At 69.9% G+C, this 19,590-nt stretch carries 11 protein-coding genes and 1 pseudogene; 3 read left to right on the forward strand and 9 right to left on the reverse strand.

All coding sequences use genetic code 11. The features are described from left to right. Positions 1-123: 123 nt before the first annotated feature. Complete coding sequence (locus tag WMF45_RS47035) at positions 124-1,527, forward strand: protein kinase domain-containing protein (protein WP_437713421.1); 1,404 nt, start codon at positions 124-126, stop codon at positions 1,525-1,527. A 419-nt stretch (positions 1,528-1,946) separates the two neighbouring features. Beyond that, positions 1,947-3,818: pseudogene (locus WMF45_RS47040) on the forward strand (transketolase); the annotation flags it as partial. A 355-nt stretch (positions 3,819-4,173) separates the two neighbouring features. Here WMF45_RS47040 and WMF45_RS47045 read toward each other — a convergent pair. Both WMF45_RS47045 and WMF45_RS47050 read right to left on the reverse strand, forming a co-directional pair. Continuing rightward, positions 4,174-4,635, reverse strand: coding sequence for a hypothetical protein (locus WMF45_RS47045; protein ID WP_437547332.1), 462 nt, complete (start codon positions 4,633-4,635; stop codon positions 4,174-4,176). 206 nt (positions 4,636-4,841) lie between these two features. Continuing rightward, a complete protein-coding gene (locus WMF45_RS47050) occupies positions 4,842-5,660 on the reverse strand; it encodes a metallophosphoesterase family protein (RefSeq protein ID WP_437713423.1) in 819 nt (272 codons plus the stop codon). Positions 5,661-5,833: 173 nt separating this feature from the next. On the opposite strand from WMF45_RS47050, the gene WMF45_RS47055 reads away from it, so the two are divergent. Continuing rightward, entirely contained in the window at positions 5,834-8,218 is a 2,385-nt protein-coding gene (locus tag WMF45_RS47055) for a DUF2169 family type VI secretion system accessory protein (RefSeq protein WP_437713425.1), read from the forward strand. 48 nt (positions 8,219-8,266) lie between these two features. On the opposite strand, the gene WMF45_RS47060 is transcribed toward WMF45_RS47055, so the two are convergent. The 7 genes from WMF45_RS47060 to WMF45_RS47090 all read right to left on the reverse strand — a co-directional run bounded on the left by WMF45_RS47060 (position 8,267) and on the right by WMF45_RS47090 (position 19,582). Then, positions 8,267-8,668, reverse strand: a complete 402-nt coding sequence (locus tag WMF45_RS47060; protein WP_437713427.1) for a DUF4150 domain-containing protein — start codon at positions 8,666-8,668, stop codon at positions 8,267-8,269. A gap of 28 nt (positions 8,669-8,696) precedes the next feature. After that, entirely contained in the window at positions 8,697-9,338 is a 642-nt protein-coding gene (locus WMF45_RS47065; protein WP_437713428.1) for a DUF3540 domain-containing protein, read from the reverse strand. A gap of 88 nt (positions 9,339-9,426) precedes the next feature. Further along, positions 9,427-10,497: a pentapeptide repeat-containing protein gene (locus tag WMF45_RS47070; protein WP_437713430.1), complete on the reverse strand. Its 1,071-nt coding sequence runs from the start codon at positions 10,495-10,497 to the stop codon at positions 9,427-9,429. Further along, a complete protein-coding gene (locus WMF45_RS47075) occupies positions 10,494-13,136 on the reverse strand; it encodes a DUF2169 domain-containing protein (RefSeq protein ID WP_437713432.1) in 2,643 nt (880 codons plus the stop codon). Before WMF45_RS47075 ends, WMF45_RS47070 begins: the two co-directional genes overlap by 4 nt. A gap of 86 nt (positions 13,137-13,222) precedes the next feature. Next, positions 13,223-13,504, reverse strand: a complete 282-nt coding sequence (locus WMF45_RS47080) for a hypothetical protein (RefSeq protein WP_437713434.1) — start codon at positions 13,502-13,504, stop codon at positions 13,223-13,225. 43 nt (positions 13,505-13,547) lie between these two features. After that, a complete protein-coding gene (locus WMF45_RS47085; RefSeq protein WP_437713436.1) occupies positions 13,548-15,941 on the reverse strand; it encodes a type VI secretion system Vgr family protein in 2,394 nt (797 codons plus the stop codon). Between the two features lie 281 nt (positions 15,942-16,222). Continuing rightward, positions 16,223-19,582: a DUF7452 domain-containing protein gene (locus tag WMF45_RS47090; protein ID WP_437713438.1), complete on the reverse strand. Its 3,360-nt coding sequence runs from the start codon at positions 19,580-19,582 to the stop codon at positions 16,223-16,225. Positions 19,583-19,590 lie beyond the last annotated feature (8 nt).

Below are 19,590 nucleotides of genomic sequence, written 5' to 3' on the forward strand. Positions count from 1 at the left end.
CTCGGCGTCCAGGAGCGTTGTCGCATCAGCGCGTCAACGAGCCTGGGCACGGCGACGGCACGGAGGGTACCGCTCGTGTGGCAAGCATCGGCTTCCGGTGGACGATCTGACGCCAATGTCCCGATGGCGGACAGCGCGCGTGCCATTGCGGCGCGCTCTGACCGCTCCGGCGACGCCGCTCCCGCTTCTTCTGCAGCCGGGCGGGGCGACGTAGCCCAGGACCCGCGGCGCAACCAGCTCGTCGCAGGGCGGTACAAGCTCTCGCGGCTGGTCGGGCGCGGCGCCATGGGCGAGGTGTGGCTCGCGCACGACAGGGCGTTGCGGATCGACGTCGCGCTCAAGCTGCTCACGGTCCGGCGCGAGAGCCAGGCCGGCACCGCGCTGGAGCGCTTCCGGTTCGAGGCCCAGGTCGCGGCGCAGCTGGCGCAGAAGACGGACCACGTCGTCGCCGTGCACGACGTCGGCAACGACCCTGCCGCGGGCCCGTACCTCGTCATGGGCCACGTTCGAGGTCGGTCCCTGAGGGAGCTCATGCAGGAGCGGGGGCCGATGTCCCCGGCGGAGCTCGCCCCGCTCCTCGGCCAGATCGGAGAGGCCCTCTCCGTCGCGCACGGCCTCGGCATCGTGCACCGCGACATCAAGCCGACGAACGTGCTGCTCGAGGAGGAGCGCAGCGGCGAGGTGCGCGCCAAGGTCGCGGATTTCGGCATCGCCAAGTGGATCCGGAAGGAGCTGCCAGCCGACTTCCCCCGCCGGACCCTCGGCGGCGTGGTGCTGGGCACGCCGGCGTACCTGAGCCCGGAGCACGCGTGCGACGGGGATACCAACCCGCACTCGGACATGTGGGCGCTCGCGGTCGTCTCGTACGAGGCGCTCACGGGCCGGCTGCCCTTCCCGGGCCACACCATGAGCGACGTGCTCGCCTCGATCCTGGCCAGCGCGCAACCGCCGCGGCCGGCGCTGTACCCGGACGCGCCGCCGGCGCTCTCGGCCTGGTTCGCGCGCGCGTTCGCCCTGAACCCGACGGAGCGGTTCCCCTCGATCGAGGCCATGGTCGCCGCCTACAAGGCCGCTGTCGGCCCGTCAGGGACGCCGGCGGGCGCCGAGCGGGCCGAGCCCGCGCGCCGGGGCAAGCTCGGCCTCGCGGCCGGCCTCGTCGTGGCGCTCGGCGTCGTGCTGTCGACCGGCGTGCTGTGGGCGCAGGCCCAGGTCCCCGCCGCGCTGCGGGCGTCGAGCGTCGATGCGCGCGCCGCCTCCGTGGTCCGCGCCGCGCAGGCGCGCATAGCGGCCCAGGCGAGCCCACGCCCCGCAGCGAGATCGGGTGACGCCGCGACGGTGGAGGCCGCTGTCCCCGCGCCCGAGGAGGCCTCCGTCCCCGCGGCCGCGCCGCGCCCCCTCGCCGCGCAGGCCGCGCGGCCGGTCGACCCGCGCCCGGTGCCGCGGAGCGCTCGCATCCTCCGCGGTGACCGCGCGACCGGCGCGCGACGCGTGCCCACCGAACGCGAGCTGCTCAGGACGCGTCACTGAGCGGCTGTTGCCAGCCAGCGCGTGAGTGAACTCAGCGGTTCCGCGCACGCCTCAGGCCGCTCGATGATTGCGCCATGCGGGCAGGCGTGGCTGTCATCGTGGTGGTCAGCTACACGCGTTGTGCGCGGTGGCGCCCTGCTTGCATCAAGACGGCGGCGTCAGGAGCAGCCATGGCGCAAGAAGCCCCCAAGCCGGCCGAGAAGAGACGGCCAAAGCATGTACGCAGCCCCCTGAAAGACGTTGCGCCGAGCCGCCCCCGGGGACTGCCTGCGCAGGATGATCGAGAGCAAGCGGCGAAGGCCGAGAAGGATCGCTCGCCCGCGCCGTCTGGCGAGCGGTCGGCCCAGGCGCCCCACGGGGGACCTCCGCGTGGGCACGAACCGCGCGGCGGGCGCGACGGGACCGAGGGGCGACGCCGGAGCAGCGCCGAGCAGGCTCACGGTGATCGTGAGCTCGCCCAGCAGCTTCGCGTCGATAGCGTTCGCTGCTCGACGATGGCCGGCTCCGGACACCCGACCTCCAGCCTGTCGGCGGCCGATCTCATGGCGGTGCTCCTCCGCGACTACCTCCGCTGGGACCTGAGCCATCCGGAGAACCCGAACAACGATCACGTGATCTTCTCGAAGGGCCACGCCTCCCCGCTGCTCTACGCGATGCTCAAGGCGGCGGGCGTCCTCTCCGACGCGGAGCTCCTGTCGTACAGGCGCTTCGGGAGCCCGCTGCAAGGGCACCCGGTGCCGACGCTCCCCTGGGTCGACGTGGCGACCGGCTCCCTGGGTCAGGGGCTCCCGATGGGCGTCGGGATCGCGCTCTCCGGGAAGTACCTCGAGAAGGCTCCCTACCGTGTCTGGGTGTTGCTCGGCGACAGCGAGATGTCCGAGGGATCCATCTGGGAGGCGTTCGATCATGCGCGCCACGCGAAGCTCGGCAACCTCATTGCCATCCTCGACATGAACCGCCTCGGGCAACGCGGAGAGACGCCCCTCGGCTGGAACGCCGCGGCCTATGCGGCGCGCGCCCGCGCGTTCGGCTGGCGTGCGCTGGAGATCGACGGCCACGATCCAGCCGCCATCTCGGGCGCCTATGCCGAAGCCCTCCGCGCCTCGGACGCGCCCGCGCTGATCATCGCGCGCACGGTGAAGGGAAAGGGCGTGTCCCTCGTCGAGGACAAGGACGGCTGGCACGGAAAGGCGCTCGACGAGGCGCAGTGCGCGAAGGCGATCGAAGAGCTGGGGGGCATGCGCGACATCGTCATCACGCCAGAGGCGCCTGCGCCGGGTGAGCCTCCTCCGCGGCCCGCCGCCGGGCCGCTGAAGCTCCCGGTCTACGAGCGCTCCACGGACGTCGCGACGCGGAAGGCCTACGGCGACGCGCTCAAGGCGCTCGGCGCTGCGCGCGCGGAGATCGTCGCCGTGGACGCCGAGGTCAGCAACTCGACCTTTGCCGACGAGTTCGCGAAGGCTCATCCAGACCGCTATTTCGAGATGTTCATCAGCGAACAGCAGATGGTGGCCGCCGCCGTCGGGCTGAGCGTCCGGCGCTGGTCGCCCTTCGCGTCGACGTTCGCGGCTTTCCTCACGCGCGCCCACGATTTCCTCCGGATGGCCGCGGTGTCGAGGGCCGATATCCGCGTGTGCGGCTCGCACGCGGGCGTCTCCATCGGCGAGGACGGCCCGTCGCAGATGGGGCTCGAGGATCTGGCCATGATGCGCGCCATCCACGGGAGCACCGTGCTCTATCCGTGCTGCGCCAATCAGACAGCTCGGCTGGTGGCCGCCATGGCCGACCAGAAGGGCATCGTCTATCTCCGAACGACGCGCGAGAAGACGCCCATCCTGTACGACGCGACCGAAGCGTTCCCCATCGGCGGGAGCAAGGTGCTTCGCGAGACACCCCACGATCGCGTGACGATCATCGCCGCCGGCATCACCGTCCACGAGGCGTTGAAGGCCCACGCAGAGCTCGAGGCGAGCGGGCTCTCCGCTCGAGTCCTCGACGCGTATGGCATCAAGCCGATCGACGCCGCCGGCATCCGTGCGGCGGTGCAGGCCACGGCGGGAAACGTCGTCGTCGTGGAGGATCACTGGGCCGAGGGCGGCCTGGGCGACGCCGTGCTCGAGGCCTTGGCCGGCGAAGAGCCCGTCGTCGCGCGCGTCGTCCACCTCGCCGTGAGGGAGATGCCCGGCTCGGGCACCCCGGCCGAGCTCCTGCGTGCGGCGGGGCTGGATGCTTCCTCCATCGCCGGCGCGGCGAAGCGGCTCCTCTCCGGCGAAGCACGCCGCGCGCGATAGCCCTGGCCTCGCGCGAGGCGTCTCGCGGTGACCCGCCTCGGCACCCGCGTGGGTGCCGAGGCGGAGGCGCGGACAAAAAGAAAAAAGAGCGCCCGTCCGACGGTGTGGGGGGGGAAACCGTCCCTCAGGCGCTCCGGGGTCAGGGTTATGCAGGAGCTGGGCCAGGGATCTCCTGACGAGGGTCCGTGAATTTACGTAGGCGTTGTACGGCTCAGTCTTTCGTTTCTGGTGTGGCGGATTTCGTTGCTGAAGCGCAGGGGCGCCGTCATCGCGTTCGCGAGCGTTGCACGGTGGCGCTCGGCCGAGCGCCGGGCCAGGCGAGCGCTGCGCTTGAGCAGCCAGGCGAGCGCTGTGACTAGGCGGGGCGGTGGGGGGTGCCGGCGATGGCTCCTACGCGGCGCGTCTTCGCCACCCGCCTGGCCTGCTGCCGGATGTGCTCCACGGCCTTCTCGAAGAAGGCCTCGGGGGAGGCCTTGCTGACGGTGATCTGCTCTCCGCCGATGAGGACGACGAGGAGGCCTCTGTCGGTCCTGCCCACCGCGAAGAAGTCGACGGTGAACGGCAGCTCTTCCTCGACGGTGAGGGACAGCTGGCACTTCAAGACCTCGCCGACGCCGGGCTGATTCTCGACGACGAACCGCTGCAGGAGCCCGTTGGCGTGGGCGTCTCCGGCGATCCGGTTGAGCGCCCACTTGTCCCTCGGCCAGGCCATGTGGTCACGGAGCTCATATATCCACTGCAAGAGCTCCTCGGCGACCTGGCCGATCGCCGCCTTGGAGGCCTCATAGGACAGCTTGATATGCTCGTATTTCGTCATCGGGGCTCCATCGCTCTCCGGCGCGCGCCCGCGAGGCTACCAGATCGCCGCGCCTCGCCGCACGCGGATCGGGCCCCTCGGCCTCGCCGACGCCGCGGCATTTTTCGGCGTAGCGCGCAGCGCGCGGCGTCGCGGGCGGCCTCGAGGCGCTCGCTCTGCCTGGTCTCCGCGCGCGCGCCGCGGCCGACGCAGCCGGCCGGGCTCGCTCAGGCGTATTGTTGCAGCAGCGCGCCGCGCATGGGGTTGTCGCAGGCCTTCACCGCCGCGCGGATCGCGTCCCTGTCGACCGGCACCCTGTGCAGGCTGACGTTGACCGCGCCGCCTTGTGCCTCCACGGTCGCGTACTCGGCGTGGTGCAGCAGCGTCGGCGGCCCGCCGTTCGCGTACTCCTTGAACGGCATCCCGACGCTCCCCGGGTTCACGAGGAGCGCGCCGCGGTGCTGGCGGAGCATCTGGAGGTGCGTGTGCCCCCCGGCCATCACGGTCGCGGCGTGGCCCTCGAGGCGGCGATCGAGCTCCTCCGGCGGGGTGATCGCGAGCAGATCCTCCATGTGAGACCGGGGCGAGCCGTGGAACACGAGGAGGGTCGAGTGAGCGTCGAGCGGGATCTCGAGGCGCGCCTGGAACGTGCGCAGGAAGGCGAGCTCGTCTCTCGACAGCCGATCACGGCACCAGTCCACCGCATCGACGACGATGGGGGCCTCGGTGTAGGTGCGGATCAGCTCCGGATCCAGCATGAACTCGTCGTGGTTCCCGAGGATGCACGGGCACCCGAGCTCCTGCAGCAGGTCCAGGATGGCCGAGGGCCGCGGCCCCAGCGTCGCGACGTCGCCGAGGCAGATCACCTGATCGACGCCCGTCGCCCGGATGCTGGCCAGCACGGCCCTGAGCGCCACTTCATTGCCGTGGATGTCGGATATCAGCGCGATCCGCATGGCAAGACCCCCTTCAGCGGCCATCGAGACGTTGGAGCGGCTCTCGGCGCCTCGCGGCGTCCGATCGGCGGACTCGTGACGATAGACCATGTCCGCCGGCGCCTCCAGCCCCCTCGCGCGTGGTCGGACGAGGCGGCGAGGCGGCGCGACGGCGCGACGGCGCGGCGGCGCGACCGCTCGCGGCGATGGACACGCGCGTCACAGCCGCGAAGTTCCCCGAGTCTCCCTGCACGCGCCGGACCACGAGCGGGTAGCATCGGCGCGTGCGCGCGCTCTGGCCGGTGGACATCGTCGCCTTGAATCCCGTGTCGTGTGGCGCGGTCCTGTGGCGCATCGGCGGCGTGCTGCGCGTCACGGTCCTCGTGAAGGCGACGTTCGCCCTCGGCGCGGACGGCGACGCGGATCTCGTGGCGCCCGAGCCCGTCGAGCGCGAGGACCGATTTCACGACGACGATCCCTCGCGGAGCCTGCGCTCCGCGAGCGACACCGCGCCGTACCTCCCCGGCGCCGGCGTCGTGCTCACCGGGCACGCGCATGCGCCGGACGCCACCGGGCCGGTGATCGGCCTCTCGGCGAGGCTCGCGCTCTTCCGCGGTGGGCCGCTGCTCGACAAGACGATCCACGTCTTCGGGGATCCCGCGCCCGGCAGCATCGCGCCCACGCCGTTCCAGAGGATGCCGCTCGTGTACGAGCGGGCGGCGGGCGGACCCAGCTATCCCTGGAACCCGGTCGGCGTCTCCGAGGCCGGCGAGGGCGCGCGAGCCGACGCGCTGGATCCAGCGATGGGCGCAAGGCGAGCGCGCCCGAACCTGGTCAATCCTGCGAGCCCCCACCGGCCCGCGTGCTTCGGGCCGATCGCGCCTCACTGGGCCTTGCGGGAGCGGCTCTTCAACGGCTTCGAGCCAGGCGCCGCGCGGCGTTCGGCGCAGCTCGGCTCGCCCGGCGCGGACCCCGCCGTCGCGGGGCGCGCGGAGGTGCTCCACATTCCGGAGGACTTCGACTTTCGCGCCTTCAACCCGGCGCCGTTCGATCAGCAGATCCCCTTTCTGCAAGGCGATGAATGCATCCTGCTGGAGAACCTGAGCGCGGAGAGGGCGTTGGTCTGGACGCGCCTCCCCTCGGCGCGCGCCCGTGTGCGCCGCTACCGCATCGACGCCGCGCTGGTGGGCGGATCGCAGGAGATCCCGCTGGTGGCCGACACGCTCGTCATCGACGGTGATCGACAGATCGCCTCGCTCGTGTGGCGGGGCAACTTCGCGACGGAGAGCGAGGAGGCGCTCCAGGACATCCGCCTGTTCGCGGGTGTCGAGACGCTCAAAGGGACCATTCCGTGGCCGGAGCGCGGCGCGCCGCTCCCCGGGGACCCTGCGGCGACACACCGGAGCTCGGCGCCGGCGGTGCTGCTTGCGAGGCCGATCGTGGCGCCCGCCGGGCTGGTGGAGACAGGCCCGCTCTCGAAGGGGAAGATGGAGTTGCCGGTGCTCCCCTTTCGTGATTCGCCTGCCGCGCCGCAGGCTCCTGCTCCTGTCGCCGTGAGCGGGGGCACCACGGGACCTCTGGGCCAGAGGATGCCGATCCCCGAGGACAGGCTCGCGGAGGTCGGGGCAGAGCGGGCGCAGTTCCCGTTGGCAGCGCCGGGGACGAGCGCGTCGCGCGGGGAGGACCCCATCCCGGGCGCGCCGTGGAGCCCCGTGCCCGGGCCTCGGCTCGTCAGCCCCGCGGGCGCCGGGGGCTCGCAGGCGGGGCGCACCCTGGTCGACTCGGGAGATCCTGAGAGCGGTGTCGTGGAATCGACGCTGCCGCTGGAGAAGGTGAGTCCGCCGTTCGAGGTGGCGCCGCCGGCGCTGGCCGAGGTGGCGCTGACGGAGAGGGTGAGTCGGCCGCCCGAGGTCGTGTCGCCGGCAGCCGTATCGCAGCCTGTGACGAGCGAGCCGCTCGCCGGGTTGGAGGCGCGAAAGCGCGCCGAGGCGAGGCTCGCCGAAGGCCGCGATTTCGATGGAGACGACCTGTCGGGCGGTGACCTGTCGGGGCTCGACTTCAGCGGGCGCTCGCTCGCGCGGTGCGCGCTCCGCGGCGCGAGGCTCCGTGGTGCCCGCCTCGCAGGGGCCAGCCTCGTCGAGGCGACGCTCGACGAGGCCGACCTCCGCGGCGCGGATCTGTCTCGCGCCGATCTCACGAACGCGCGCGCCGACCGCGCGGAGCTCGTCGAGGCGTCGCTCGAGGGGGCGGACCTTCACGGCGCCTCGCTGCGCGGTGCGAACCTAGAGCGAGCGCGGCTCGCTCGTGCCCGCGGCGACGGAGCGACCCTTTCTGCGGCGAACCTGACAGGCGCCGACCTGGAAGACGCGCGCTTCGTGGGCGCGTCGTTCGCCGGCGCCAACCTGCGTGACGCGAAGGCCGATCGCGCCGATTTCATGTCGGCGCGGTTCGACCGCGCCGACCTCGGCGCGGCCTCGTTCTGCAAGACCCGCCTCGTCGCCGCGGTGCTGGCGCACGCGAAGCTCGATCTGACCGATCTCCGCGGCGCCAACCTGGAGCGTGCCAATCTGCATGGGGCCTCGCGGAGGCGGGCGAAGATCGCGGGCGCCATCATGAAGGAGATCGACGAGACGGCGCCGGCGAGCCCGGAAGATCCCGAAGGCTCGTGAGCGATCGAGGGCCGAGTCCTCGTTGGGCCGTTCCCTTGGCCAACGCCCTCAGGGCGCCAGGACGATCACGTTGGTGACGCTGGGCACGATCTTGGCGCCGGGCGCGTTGGTGTTGTTCTGGATCGTCATGCTGGTGAGCCGCGCCAGCGGCATCCCCCCGACCACCACGGTGAACGCCCCGGTCACCGTGCGTGCAGGGCCCATCACGGTGCCAGACGCGACGCCGGTCGCCAAACCGGCGTTATCACCGTTCGTGAGCATGGGCATCGTGGCCAGGTTGTGCGCCGGCGTGCACGTCATGAGGACGTTCGGCACGAACCCCACGTCGGTGGGCTCCATCGCGATGTTCGGATAAGGCACCGGGACCGGAGCCGGCGCAGGTGGAGCCGGCGTGAGGCACACGTCGGGAAACGCCAGGCACATGCCGCCAGCGCTCGTCTTTGCCAACATATCGGGATCTCCTCTCTTCGCGTAGCGGTCAGCCGAGGTGGATCTGCTCGCCATCGACCTTGGCGAGGACACGGGCCGAGATGATCGCGTTCTCTCCGCGAATGCCGATCAGGCTCTCGGCGCGGAGATCGACGGTCCCCGCGCGTGTCTGATCGAGCTCCTCCACGAAGCGGAACACGCGCTTGGCGCGCTGGGTCAAGCGGGTGAGGATCGTGTCGGCCTCCTGCGCCACGAGCGCGATCTTCGTCACCTCGGCCTGCACGAGCCTGCCGAAGAAGCCGAGCTCATCGATCGCGATGGCTCCCTTCTTGGCGCGCACGTGCACCTCGGCGCCCGTCACGGCCACCTCGCGGGCGCCCACGATGTCGACGCGTTCCGACGCGCAGACCGCGATCCGCCCGCCCCGCGCCTGTACCTCGAGGTCGCCGTCGGTCGCGAGCTTGGTAGGCGCGCCGTCGCGACCGTCGAGCACGGCCAGCACATAGACCCCCTCCGGCTCGATGGCGCAGAGCACCTTGTCCCCGGCCTCGGGGGCGACGAGGCAGCTCTTGGCGCGCCGTGCCTCGCAGCTCGACGAGGCGAGGCGCACCAGGAGCGTCGCGCCGACCCGCTCAACGCTCCCTGTCTCGAGATAGGCCTCCGGCCTCGCAAGCTTCTTTACGGCTGTCACGGTATCAACCCTTTCTCCACGTCGTCTGTGCTGTCCCTTGCGGGACATCTCCTGAACGACCTGCTCCTCGCCTCGATTGCAACCTGCTTCACGTCTTCACTGGGAGCGCCGCGCCGTGCGTCGGCTGCCATCGTTCCACCCTGGCCAGCTCCTCGTCGTCACCAAGCCACCCCGACAGTCGCGGCAACACCGCGCCGTCGCGCTTCGCGAGGTGGAACCGGGTTCGATACAGGCCGGCTCCAGAGAAATCGGCAGCCGACACGTCGGCGTGCGAGAAGTCCGCCTCCCGGAGCCTGGCATCGACGAACCGCGCTCCAGCTGCCAGCGCGCGACCAAAGTAAGCTTCCTCGAGGAACGCGCCGGAGAGGTCCGCTTTCAGCAGCTCGGCCTTGTCGAACACCGCCTGGGGAAATTGGCCGTTCGAGAGGCGCGCCCCGTGCAGCTTCGCCTCGCCGAAGAAGCACTGAGGCCCCCTCGCGCCCTCCAGCCGGGCTTCGCGCAGGTCGGCGCCCATGAAGTTGCACTGCGCGCAGTCCGCCCCGGCGAAGCTCGCGCCGGCGAGATCGCTCTTCATGAACTGCGTGCGGAACAGCCTTGTATCGGCGAAACCCTTCGGCCCGAGCTTGGCCTCGACGAGCGTCGTCAGCGCGAGGTTCGCAGCGGCGAGGTCGGCGGTGCGCAGATCGGCGCGGTAGAGGGTCGCCTTCTCGAGGTTCGCCCCGGCGAAGCTCGCCCGGTCTGCGTCGATGTCGACGAGGTTCGCTCGGTCGAGGTTCGAGCCCGCGAACGACGAGCCACGGAGCGAGGTCTTCACCCAGTTCGCGATGGGCGCCTCGATGCGCGCGAACGACGCGCCGTCCGCGGCGCACTCGACGAAGGCAGCCGCGATGTGCTTGCCGCCGTCGAAGCGCGCCCCTTCCAGCCGCGATCGGTAGAAGCTCGCGTGGCGCAGGTCAGCGTCGCGCAGATCGCACCCGCCGAGATCGCACTCGATGAAGCTCGATTCCTTGAGGAGCGAGGCGCGCATCGCCGCGGGGAAGCGCACCTGCTCGAAGTTGGCGCCCGACAGGTCGGCGCCGTCGAGCGCGAGGTGCGACAGGTCGACGTGGCGTATCGGCTCGCCGTGCCGGAGCTTGTCGAGGAGCTCGTCTCGGTTCACGTGCCACCTCTCGTGACGTCGGCCTTCGGAAGGAAGCGCACGTGTCCGACCTCCGCCTCGGCGAACGTGGTCCGCTCGTCGCCGGCGACGCGCGACAGATCGGCGCGGAACAGGTTGGCTCCGGTGAAGTCGGCGCCCGCCAGCCGGGCCTTCGAGGCGAGCGCGTCCATCAGATTGGCCCCTTGCAGCGACGCGTTGACGAGATCGGTGCGGATGAGCAGGCCGCCCTGGAGAACGGCGCGCTCCAGGCTGGCCTCGGAGGCGTCGCATCCGGAGAGATCGGCGCCGCGCAGGTTCGCCCGGTCGAGCCGTGCGCCTGCGAGGACGGTGCCGCGCAGGTTGGCCCTCTCCATGTCGGCGTCGCTGAAGTCGGCCTCGGGAAAGGACGAACCGTGGACGACAACGCCCTGCTGAAAACAAGCTGATCGAAACGACACACGCTTTCCGTGGCAGGCGATGAAGGTCGTCTTCCGGAGCGTGGCGCTCGAGAAGTCGGCGCCATCGAGCGTGCACTCCACGAGGTTCGCGTCCGAGAGATCGGCGCCTGTGAAGCGGGCGCCGGACAGGTCGGCCTTCAGCAGGGTGCACTGCCCGAGCGTGGCGCCCGTGAAGTCCGCGCCTCCGGGCTTCGCTTCGATCCAGTCGGCGCCCGTGAGATCTGCGCCGGAGAAGCGCGCCTCCGCGAGATCGGCGTGGCTCAGCACCGCCTCCTTCAGGTCGGCGCGCTCGAGCGAGGCGCGGCGCAGCGTTGCTCCTCCAAGGTTCGCGCCGCGGAGCCGCGCCTCGGTGAGGTTCGCGCCGTCCAGGTTCGCCCTGGTGAGCACCGCGCCGTCGAGGTTGGCCTGGGAGAGATTGCACCCCGAGAGATCGGCCGACTCGAGGAACGCGCCGGAGAGGTCCACGCCGGACAGGGACATCCCCGCGAGGTTCGCACCCGTGAAATCGCGGTTCGCCAGGGGCTCGCCGACTTCCATGGCGAGCCTGACGATCACGCGTGCGCGCTCCGATGCCTCGGGTTCCATCGCCGCGGCCGTGGGCTGCAGGTGCCCCATCCGCCGGTACATCTCGAACAGGCCCCGCTCCTGCTCCTCGATCGTCGCGTGATACCCGGGGTCAGCCAGCATCTGCTCCACGTCGTCCAGCACGACGCCGGCCTCGCGCGCCTCCGCCGCCATCGAGCGCAGCGCTGTCAGGTGCGCCTTCGCCGAGAACTTGGGCGGCCCTGCGCCTTCCTTGGCCGCCTTCTCCATGGCAGCATCGAAGTCCTCGCCCCTCTCGGCCCAGGCTCGTCTCGCCTCCTCGCGGGCCTGCGTCTCCGACGCTCGGGCTCGCTCCAACAGCTCCTCGGTCCTCAGGGACGCGGCCTCGACATATGCGGCGAGACCGTCGAGGTCGTCTGGCGGCGGCTCGGGGAGGGGAGGCAGCTCATCGAGGCCGTGGTCCTTCGGGTCGAGCCCCTCGGCCTCGATGCGTGCCCGCGCCTCGGCGAAGCTGCGCTCCTGGCCCCGACGCAGGTTCTGGGCGGCCAGGTTCTCGCTCTTGACCCAGCGTCCCATGTCGCCAAGGTCGATGTTGGGCGCGACGCCCGACGCGCGCGGCGGCATGAGATCGCCGTCGGAGATCTCTGCGACCGCGCCCTTGTCCTTGTCGAGCCGGCGCGCGAGGGCTGCCTGGTAGTGCTCGAGCGAGCGCGGCGAGCCGGGCTCTTCGCACGCGCAGAGCAGGTGCACGATGTCGGCGGCGTCGTCCTCGGCGATCGCGAGCACGCCGTGGGAGATGACGACGCCGAGCTCCTCGGCGGGGAACACCCAGACCGTGTCGGGGCGCATCGGGATCTCGAGGAAGCGTTCGCCTTCCGGGGTGCGGTGCGTGACGAACGATCGCGTCACGAGGTCGGGCAGCCGCCCCACGAGGCGAGGCTTCTCGGGGTGCATGTTCTCGATGAGGATCTCTTCGTCCCCGCGAAAGAGACCATCGAGCCACTGATCCTCGGGTGCCACGTTGAAGAACGTCGGATCCGTGTCCGCGGGGATGCCCGGGAAGTGCTCGTCGAGCCAGCGCTTGTCGTAGGTGCCGGCGCGTCCCCTGCGCTGCGCGAAAGTGATGTCTAGCGGCAAAAAGCCGGCGGGCTCCGGGCGCTCCGACGGCATGCGGATCATCGCGCCGTAGAGCTCGACGTTGGGCAGCGGGTGGACGGAGCGACCGCCGAGGTCGAGCGGCTGGGCGCCTTTGCCGTGAGGGTTCCTGTCGTAGCCGGCCCCGCCGAAGGCGTGCGCCCAGTCGATGCGCTGGGTGGTCATCGGCGTGGGCTCGGTCGGCACGCCGTCTCGCCACGTCCGGTCGCCGACCACGGCGAGGCGCTTGTCGACGTCGCCGATCCGAGCCCTCACGTACGAGGCGCGGGTGGGCGCGCCGCCAGGGGCGTGGAAGCTGCCCGCGACGAGCAGCTCGCCGCGCGTCTTGGCGAATCCTTCGTCGATGGCCCCCTGCTCACCGAGCGCGCCGGTGACGATGCGCCAGAACGACAGCTCGTCGACGAGCGCGCGAGGGCTCGTGAGCGGGAAGCCCAGCATGGCGGTCACATGGAAGTAGCTCCGGCGCCGGAACTCCAGCACCCGGGTGAGCATGGGAACCTTCATGGGCTTGACGATCTTCACGGGACCTCTTGTCGAGCGTGGGTCTGAGAGAGACGATGACCTGTCGAGCCCCTCTGCGCCTGCATCGATCAGCCGCGGTAGGGCGGGCCCTGCGGGCGCCGCAGCTCGCGGATGTGCTTGCCGTCGACGGGGAGGCGCTCCTTCAGGTACAGCTCGACGTAGCCACACTGCTGGCACGCGTACGCTTCGAGCCTTCCGCTGGTGCCGTCTGGGCCTAGCTTACCGGTGACCGCGAGCTGAAACTGGAGTGCTTTCTCCTGAGTGCCGGGGTTCGGATCGTTGTTCCCCACGTACTCCACGTACCAGAGGGCCGTGCAGAGACATTTGGGGCATGTTCCCGTCGCTTTCATGAAGGCCTCCGTCGCAAGCTGTTTCAGGTGATTTCCGGCTCTCTTAGCCTAGCTTCGTGATCGCAGCGTTCAACATCCGCGCTGCCGAGTTCCAGGCTTCCGTTCCGGATTTTCTCATGTTGGCGCCCAATGTCTCGAAGAGTGTTGCGTACTCCAGTTTGTTGGTGATCCAGTTTTCTCCCTTGTAACCACCCTTCGCTGCCGCGTATGCGGTGAATTCAATCTTGAGGTTATTGCGGGCAAAATTGATCCCGGTGAAGTCCGCCTTCTGAATGCCGAAGGAGTTCTTGGAGCCGAACGTCTCAATGTAGAGGTTCGTGTGCTTGTGCACCTTGCTAGGCGCGTCAAGGGTCACCTCCTGGGCCTTGATCGTGATCTTCGTCGGGCTCTCCACGTGGATGGTGCCGCTTTTGCTCTCGATCCTGATGTCGCCCTTCACGGTGTGCGACCACGCCCCCTTGATGTCCGCCGTCCACCCCAGCTTGACGTCGGTCTTCCACGAACCGTAGTCGTCGTGGTTCTGGCCGCTGATCTTTTGCAACCAGCTTCCCAGCACATCCTGCTTACCGCCGGCCTCGATGGTCTGGGTGAACCCGCCGTGGATGTCCTGGGTCATGCCGCCGCTCTCGACCTTGTCGGTCCGGCCCGAGCGCACCTTGATGTTCTGGTGGCTGTTGTAGAACTCGTTCGAGTCGCCGTCGACGTTGATCGTGTGGATGCCGACGTAATGGATGGTCGCGTCGTCCGTGACGTCGACGTAGTACTTGCCGCCGACGTTCTGCCACCACTCGCCGGACACGTTGAAGCCGGCGTTGCCCTCTGTGGAAACGTAGAACATGCAGTCGACGGGCTGCATGTCGGGGTTCGCGTCCGGCGTCTTCGGGGGCACGACGAACGCCTGGTGGGTGGGGCCGCCCATGTGGACGTTGGTCGCGCCGACCGGGGTGAACAGGTCGATGTGCTGCTTGCCCTCGAGGTCCTCGACGACCATGTGGTTGCTGCCGCCCGTGCGCAGCACGTTCTGCGTCAGGTTGCGGCTCGTGACCGTGCTCGGCCGGTGGGCGTTCGGCACCACGCCGGCGATGAACGGCCGGTCCGGGTCGCCGCCCTGGAACGACACCATGACCTCGGTCCCCTTGCGCAGCGGGAAGTGCCAGCCCTCGACCGTGCCGCCGTGCGGCTGCATCATGCGCAGGTACGTCGACGTGGCGCCGTCGGGCAGGTCGCTCGCATCGAACTTGAGGCGGAGCAGGTAACGACCCATGTCGTCGATCTGGGCATACTGGCTGTCGCCTGGCCCGTCGACGACGCCGTTCTCGAAGCCGTAGATGCGTGGCCACGGCGTCGACTGGGCCGCCCTGAACTGCACGTCGGCCGGGATCGCCACCACCTCGACGCGGTACGTCTCATCCACGGCCATCCCCGTGAAGCGCGTGATGTCGAACGAGCCGCCCGTGATCGCGGCCGCGTGCCGCACCTCGACGGCCAGGTAGCGGGTTGGCATGTCCGAAGGCCCGTCCTCCAGCTCGAAGACGTAGCCGGCCCGCAGCCCTGTCGCGTTGCCGGTCGCGTGCAGGGTGAGCTCACGGCATGCCATCGACTCCGCCTTGACCTGCGCCAGCCGCGTCGCCTCGTCCTGCGTGAAGACGCGGTAGCCGTACTCGCGCACCTCACCGTGGCCGCTCTTGGACACGGCGTGCTCTCCCGACACCGAGGCGGCCGGGTTCGCGTAGTTGTAATCGTTGATCCGCACCGCGGCCGGCAGCGCGCTGAGATCGACGTGCACCTCCCGGAAGCACTCGCCCGCCGACACGTCGTGGCTCGAGGTCGGGTGGTAACGAACCCGGCCGTTGCCGCTCAGCGGCTCGTGCTGATCCTTGCTGTCGACGATGACCATGACCTCGGCGCCGCCGTCGTCGACCGGGTGCTCGAAGTGGTAGTAGAGCCCCTCGCGCTCGAACCATCGATGGGTGAAGTCGAGGTGGCTCTCCCGGTATTGACAGACGAACTCCTCTTCCGGATAGCGGTCCGTGTCGACGCTGAACCGGAAGTCGCTCGTCGTGAGGCCGCCATGCGTGAGCGTCTTTGTCACGAAGGCGTCAATCTTGCTCTTCGTATGGACGAAGCTGCGCACCGAGTGGCGCTGGAGCCACAGCCTGGGCACGAGCGACCCATGGTAGAGCGCGCGGTCGGCCGACTCGCGCAGCAGCCGGAGGCGCACGAACACGCCGTGCCAGCACATCGGCGGCGAGTCGGCTCCGCGCTGGAGCGTGAGCGACGCCGGGGCGTTGATCGCGGCGCGGACGTCGGTGCCCGCCGGCACGGTGAACAGGACGTCGAACTCGAACGGTCGGCACAGCGCCTCGGTGCCCTTGAAGCCGACGGCCCGGGCGGCCGGCAGCGCTGCGCAGTGCATGGCAAGAACGTCCACGCTCATGAGCTCCCCACCAGGTTGTGGTCCACCCGAGGCCCCCTTGAACGCAGCGGCCGCGCGCGGACGATGTCGCGACCGCGAACCCTACACAGAAGCGCGTCCGACGTGCAAGGTCGTGGATGTCGCCGCACGACACCGTCGCGTGGTGGTACCCTGGCCGAGCGAGGAGCCGACGCCGATGGACGAGGAACCCGAGTCTGAGCTCGTGCGACAGTTTCGTCGTCTGGCAGGCGCCGCGCGGGGCGAGCCCCGCCCGGGAGCCCGCCCCGTCGCGAAGGCGGTCCTCAGTAACCGCGGTGCACGTTGAAGGCGAGGTCGTCCGCCACGGTGGTGCCGTCGAGGTTGACGATCGTCCACTTCGCGAGCGTCGTGTTGTAGCGCAGGACGCTCCGCTTCGTATGGTACTTGATCACCCCGTCCGGCGATCGGTTGACATGCGTGAAGAACAGGCGCGCGTCGGGCACGCCGTTCGTATTCGGGTCGTCGATGACGAGGGCGCTGCCGCTGCGCGTCGCCGCGCTCGATACCACGGTGTGGTATCCGCCCAGCTTCACCGCGAACGACGCCCCCATCGGCAGCGCGGCGAGGTCCTCGTTGTAGATGCCCCACCGCTGGATACCCACGTTGTAATAGACCCCCACCGGATGGTTGTTGTAGACGCCCGGCGCACCCTGCGGGTTGTAGATATGGCTCACCTGAGGGGCGACGTAGGGGTTGCCGTTCAGCGACGGATGATCGATGTACGTGAAGTTGCCCCCGGCGTTGCCGGCCGCGACCTGGTGAACGAACACGCTGTTGCTCGGCGACATGGCGCGGACGGCGAACCGCGCGCCCGCCGGCATCGCGACGAGGTCCTCGTTGTACACGGCCCATTTCTGCAGGGACGCGCTGTACCAGGCGCCCACGAAATGGTTGTTGGTGGTGTTCGTGCCCTGGAGGGGCGACACGAGGACGATGCGGTTCGGCTTCCCGTTGAGCTCCGGATGATCGATGAAGCTCGAGTTGCCCGACGGCGACGTGACCTCGTGGATGAGCGAGACCGACCCCGGCTCTTCGTTGCGGGCGGCGTCGCGCATCGCCTTGCTGACGTCCATCGCCGTGGGCAGATCGACGGTGGTCGGCGTCATCTCCACGGGGTCGGGCAGCCCCTCCGGCCCCGTGACCATGAAGAGCCACGTTGTCTGGTTCGGGATGTTCGGCATGCCGCCCGTGGGGCTCTTGAACACCTCCCCGCCCGGGGTGACGACCTGGAACGTGTCTCCCGGCCAGAGCTCCAGGCTGTCGCCGACCCCGAGCGACTTGCCGACCAGCGCCGTCTCGGTCTGCGAGCTCGCGCGGACGATCCGCGCCTGCCCGCTCACCTGCACGATCTGCGCGTCCTTGGCCCAGGCCAGGAACACCCCGCCCCGCGCCGGCTGCATGGGTATCGAGCGGACGTGCGCCGTTCGCGGATCGATGGGCGGCGGACGTGTCGTGTACCAGTCTCCTGGGAACGCGCACGTGAGGCACGGCCACGGCCACGGCGGTCGGAACCGGATCTTGTCGATGTAAATGCAGCCGCCCTTCGGGCAGATGACCGACCAGTCGACGGCCGCAGGGAACGACTCGTTCGCGCAGTTGACCGAGATGCCGTCGAACGTGTTTGTCTGGTCGAGCCAGCTCTCGCAAGCGTCGCTGGGCGTGTCCGTCACCAGCGCGCCGCCGGGCCCCATGTCACCCACCTGGAGCTGGGGCGGTGAATCGAAGTCCGTCGCCGCGGCGCCGAGGCCGTGCGGGACGCCCTCCAGCATGAACTGCGGGGTCTTGACGAACACCTCGCAGAGATCCCTGAGGGCCGCGTTGCCCTGGGACGCCGTCGGGTACGCCGTGGTGAACGTCGTTGTCAGCGACTTGCCAAGGAACGTCGCGAGCGCGGTCGCCTCGGCGGCGCCGGTCGAGAGGCCTCGTCCGAGGAGCCGGAAGCGCAGCGCCTCGACCGCGCCGCGCACCGTGACGCCGCCTGTCCTGGCGCGATCCGAGAGCGCGTCGATCCAGTCGCGGGTGATCGCCGGCGGCCGTTCGCAGCGGCCGCCGGAGGCCTCCCACCCGAGCAGGGAGAACTGCGATGAGGTCGGGCTGGCCACGCTGAGGCGCGAGAGGTGGAGCCCCATCGCGGCCGCGTCGGAGCGGGTCGGGTACGTGGTCGCCGAGGGGAAGTGGCTGACCGGCAGGTTCCAGCCGAGCGCCGACGCCTTCATCCGGAAGAGCAGGTCAGCGGAGCGGCGATGAACGGCGTCGCCCACGTAATCGCTGGCCGGAGCGGCGATGAACGGCTCGAAGACCTTGGGCATGTTCTCCACTGAGGCCGGCGTGCGGTTGAAATACGGCGACGTGACGATCTCCGTGAGCAATCCCTTGAGAGACCAGTCCCGCCCGACGACGTGGTGCTCGGCGAGGTTCCAGAGCATCTTCTGTTCGTCGGGGTTGCGAGATACGAAGTTGGCGATGGTGAGGGGCGCGCCGAAGATCTCCCTCCAGATGTCGTTGGCGAAGGCGGCCGCCAGCCAGTACGCGCCGAGCGTGCGCCCCTCGTTCGCGAACCCCGAGCCCGTGTCGAGCGCGCCTGTCTTGTACGACTCGCGCAGCGCGAGGTAGCCCTCCTTCAGCCGGTCGTCGAGCGACCACACGGTCGCGTTGTCCTCGGGGGGGAGCAGGAGGCCGGACCCGTTCGTCGCGGCGGCCGACGTGTCGGTCGTGAAACCGCCGCACGCCATCTTGCTCCAGCCCGCGAACGGGACGATCGAGCCGCTCGTGTAACGAAACGACTCTATCCAGTCGGCGTCCGCCGGCGGGCTCGTCCACGGTTCGAGCGCGGAGAAGACGCGGCCCTCCTGCTTTTTCGCCCAGCTGTATCCTGGCGTGAACTTCGCTTCCGAACAGGAAAATTCCGACCGGTGGCAGTTCAGGCAGATCATGGATTTGTTCGAATAGACCTGCGTGAAATGCTCCGCGACCTGGCGCTGGCCGATCACCGCCTCCTCGCCGGCGTTGCCCGGTTTACGGACCAGCGCGAAGACGAACCCGCGGTACGCCGGGAAGACGTTGTCGATGAGGAGGGAGCCGCGCACGACGTCGGCCATGTTGTACGTGCCTGCCAGGGTCGGCGGGTCGGGCTCGCCCGCGGTGGACAGCGCCGGGTCGGCGCCGGCGCGGTCCGTATGGAGGACGATCTTCGCCGCCGTCTTCCTGTCGGCGTCCGTGGGCAAGAGCGGCTGGGAGAAGCAGTCTTCCTGGCTGTGGTTCCCCTCGCGGTCCACGCGCAGGCGATCGAGCAGCACGCCCGTCCAGCGGTCGACGAAGGCCGGCTCGTTCATGAGCGCCTCGGCGAGGCGGGCGCGGCCGACGCGCGCGGTCATCACCGTGAGGAACTTGAGCTCGCCGAAGCTGCGGACGGGCCTCCCGAGGAGCGCCGGGACGACCTGCTCGACCCAGGCCGCGTCCCCGGCGTCCTCCCCGCCAGGGGGAGTGGGATCCGGCGCGAGCGCCGATTGACCCACGCCGAGCGGAGACTCCAGCGTGTCGGACCCGCTGCACGCCGCGAGCAAGCTGCCGGCGAGCAGCCAGGCGGCTCGGCGCCGCCTCGATGAGATGGTCTTCGGGTTCATTGTGTCTC

The sequence above is a fragment of the Sorangium sp. So ce448 genome, assembly GCF_051520915.1.
GTDB lineage: Bacteria > Myxococcota_A > Polyangia > Polyangiales > Polyangiaceae > Sorangium > Sorangium cellulosum_B.

Coding starts and splice junctions, on each gene's coding strand:
- WMF45_RS47090 (WP_437713438.1), bottom strand. CDS start 19,582: ATGAACCCGAAGACCATCTCATCGAGGCGGCGCCGAGCCGCCTGGCTG.
- WMF45_RS47045 (WP_437547332.1), bottom strand. CDS start 4,635: ATGACGAAATACGAGCATATCAAGCTGTCCTATGAGGCCTCCAAGGCG.
- WMF45_RS47075 (WP_437713432.1), bottom strand. CDS start 13,136: ATGAAGGTTCCCATGCTCACCCGGGTGCTGGAGTTCCGGCGCCGGAGC.
- WMF45_RS47060 (WP_437713427.1), bottom strand. CDS start 8,668: ATGTTGGCAAAGACGAGCGCTGGCGGCATGTGCCTGGCGTTTCCCGAC.
- WMF45_RS47050 (WP_437713423.1), bottom strand. CDS start 5,660: ATGGTCTATCGTCACGAGTCCGCCGATCGGACGCCGCGAGGCGCCGAG.
- WMF45_RS47035 (WP_437713421.1), top strand. CDS start 124: ATGGCGGACAGCGCGCGTGCCATTGCGGCGCGCTCTGACCGCTCCGGC.
- WMF45_RS47080 (WP_437713434.1), bottom strand. CDS start 13,504: ATGAAAGCGACGGGAACATGCCCCAAATGTCTCTGCACGGCCCTCTGG.
- WMF45_RS47085 (WP_437713436.1), bottom strand. CDS start 15,941: ATGAGCGTGGACGTTCTTGCCATGCACTGCGCAGCGCTGCCGGCCGCC.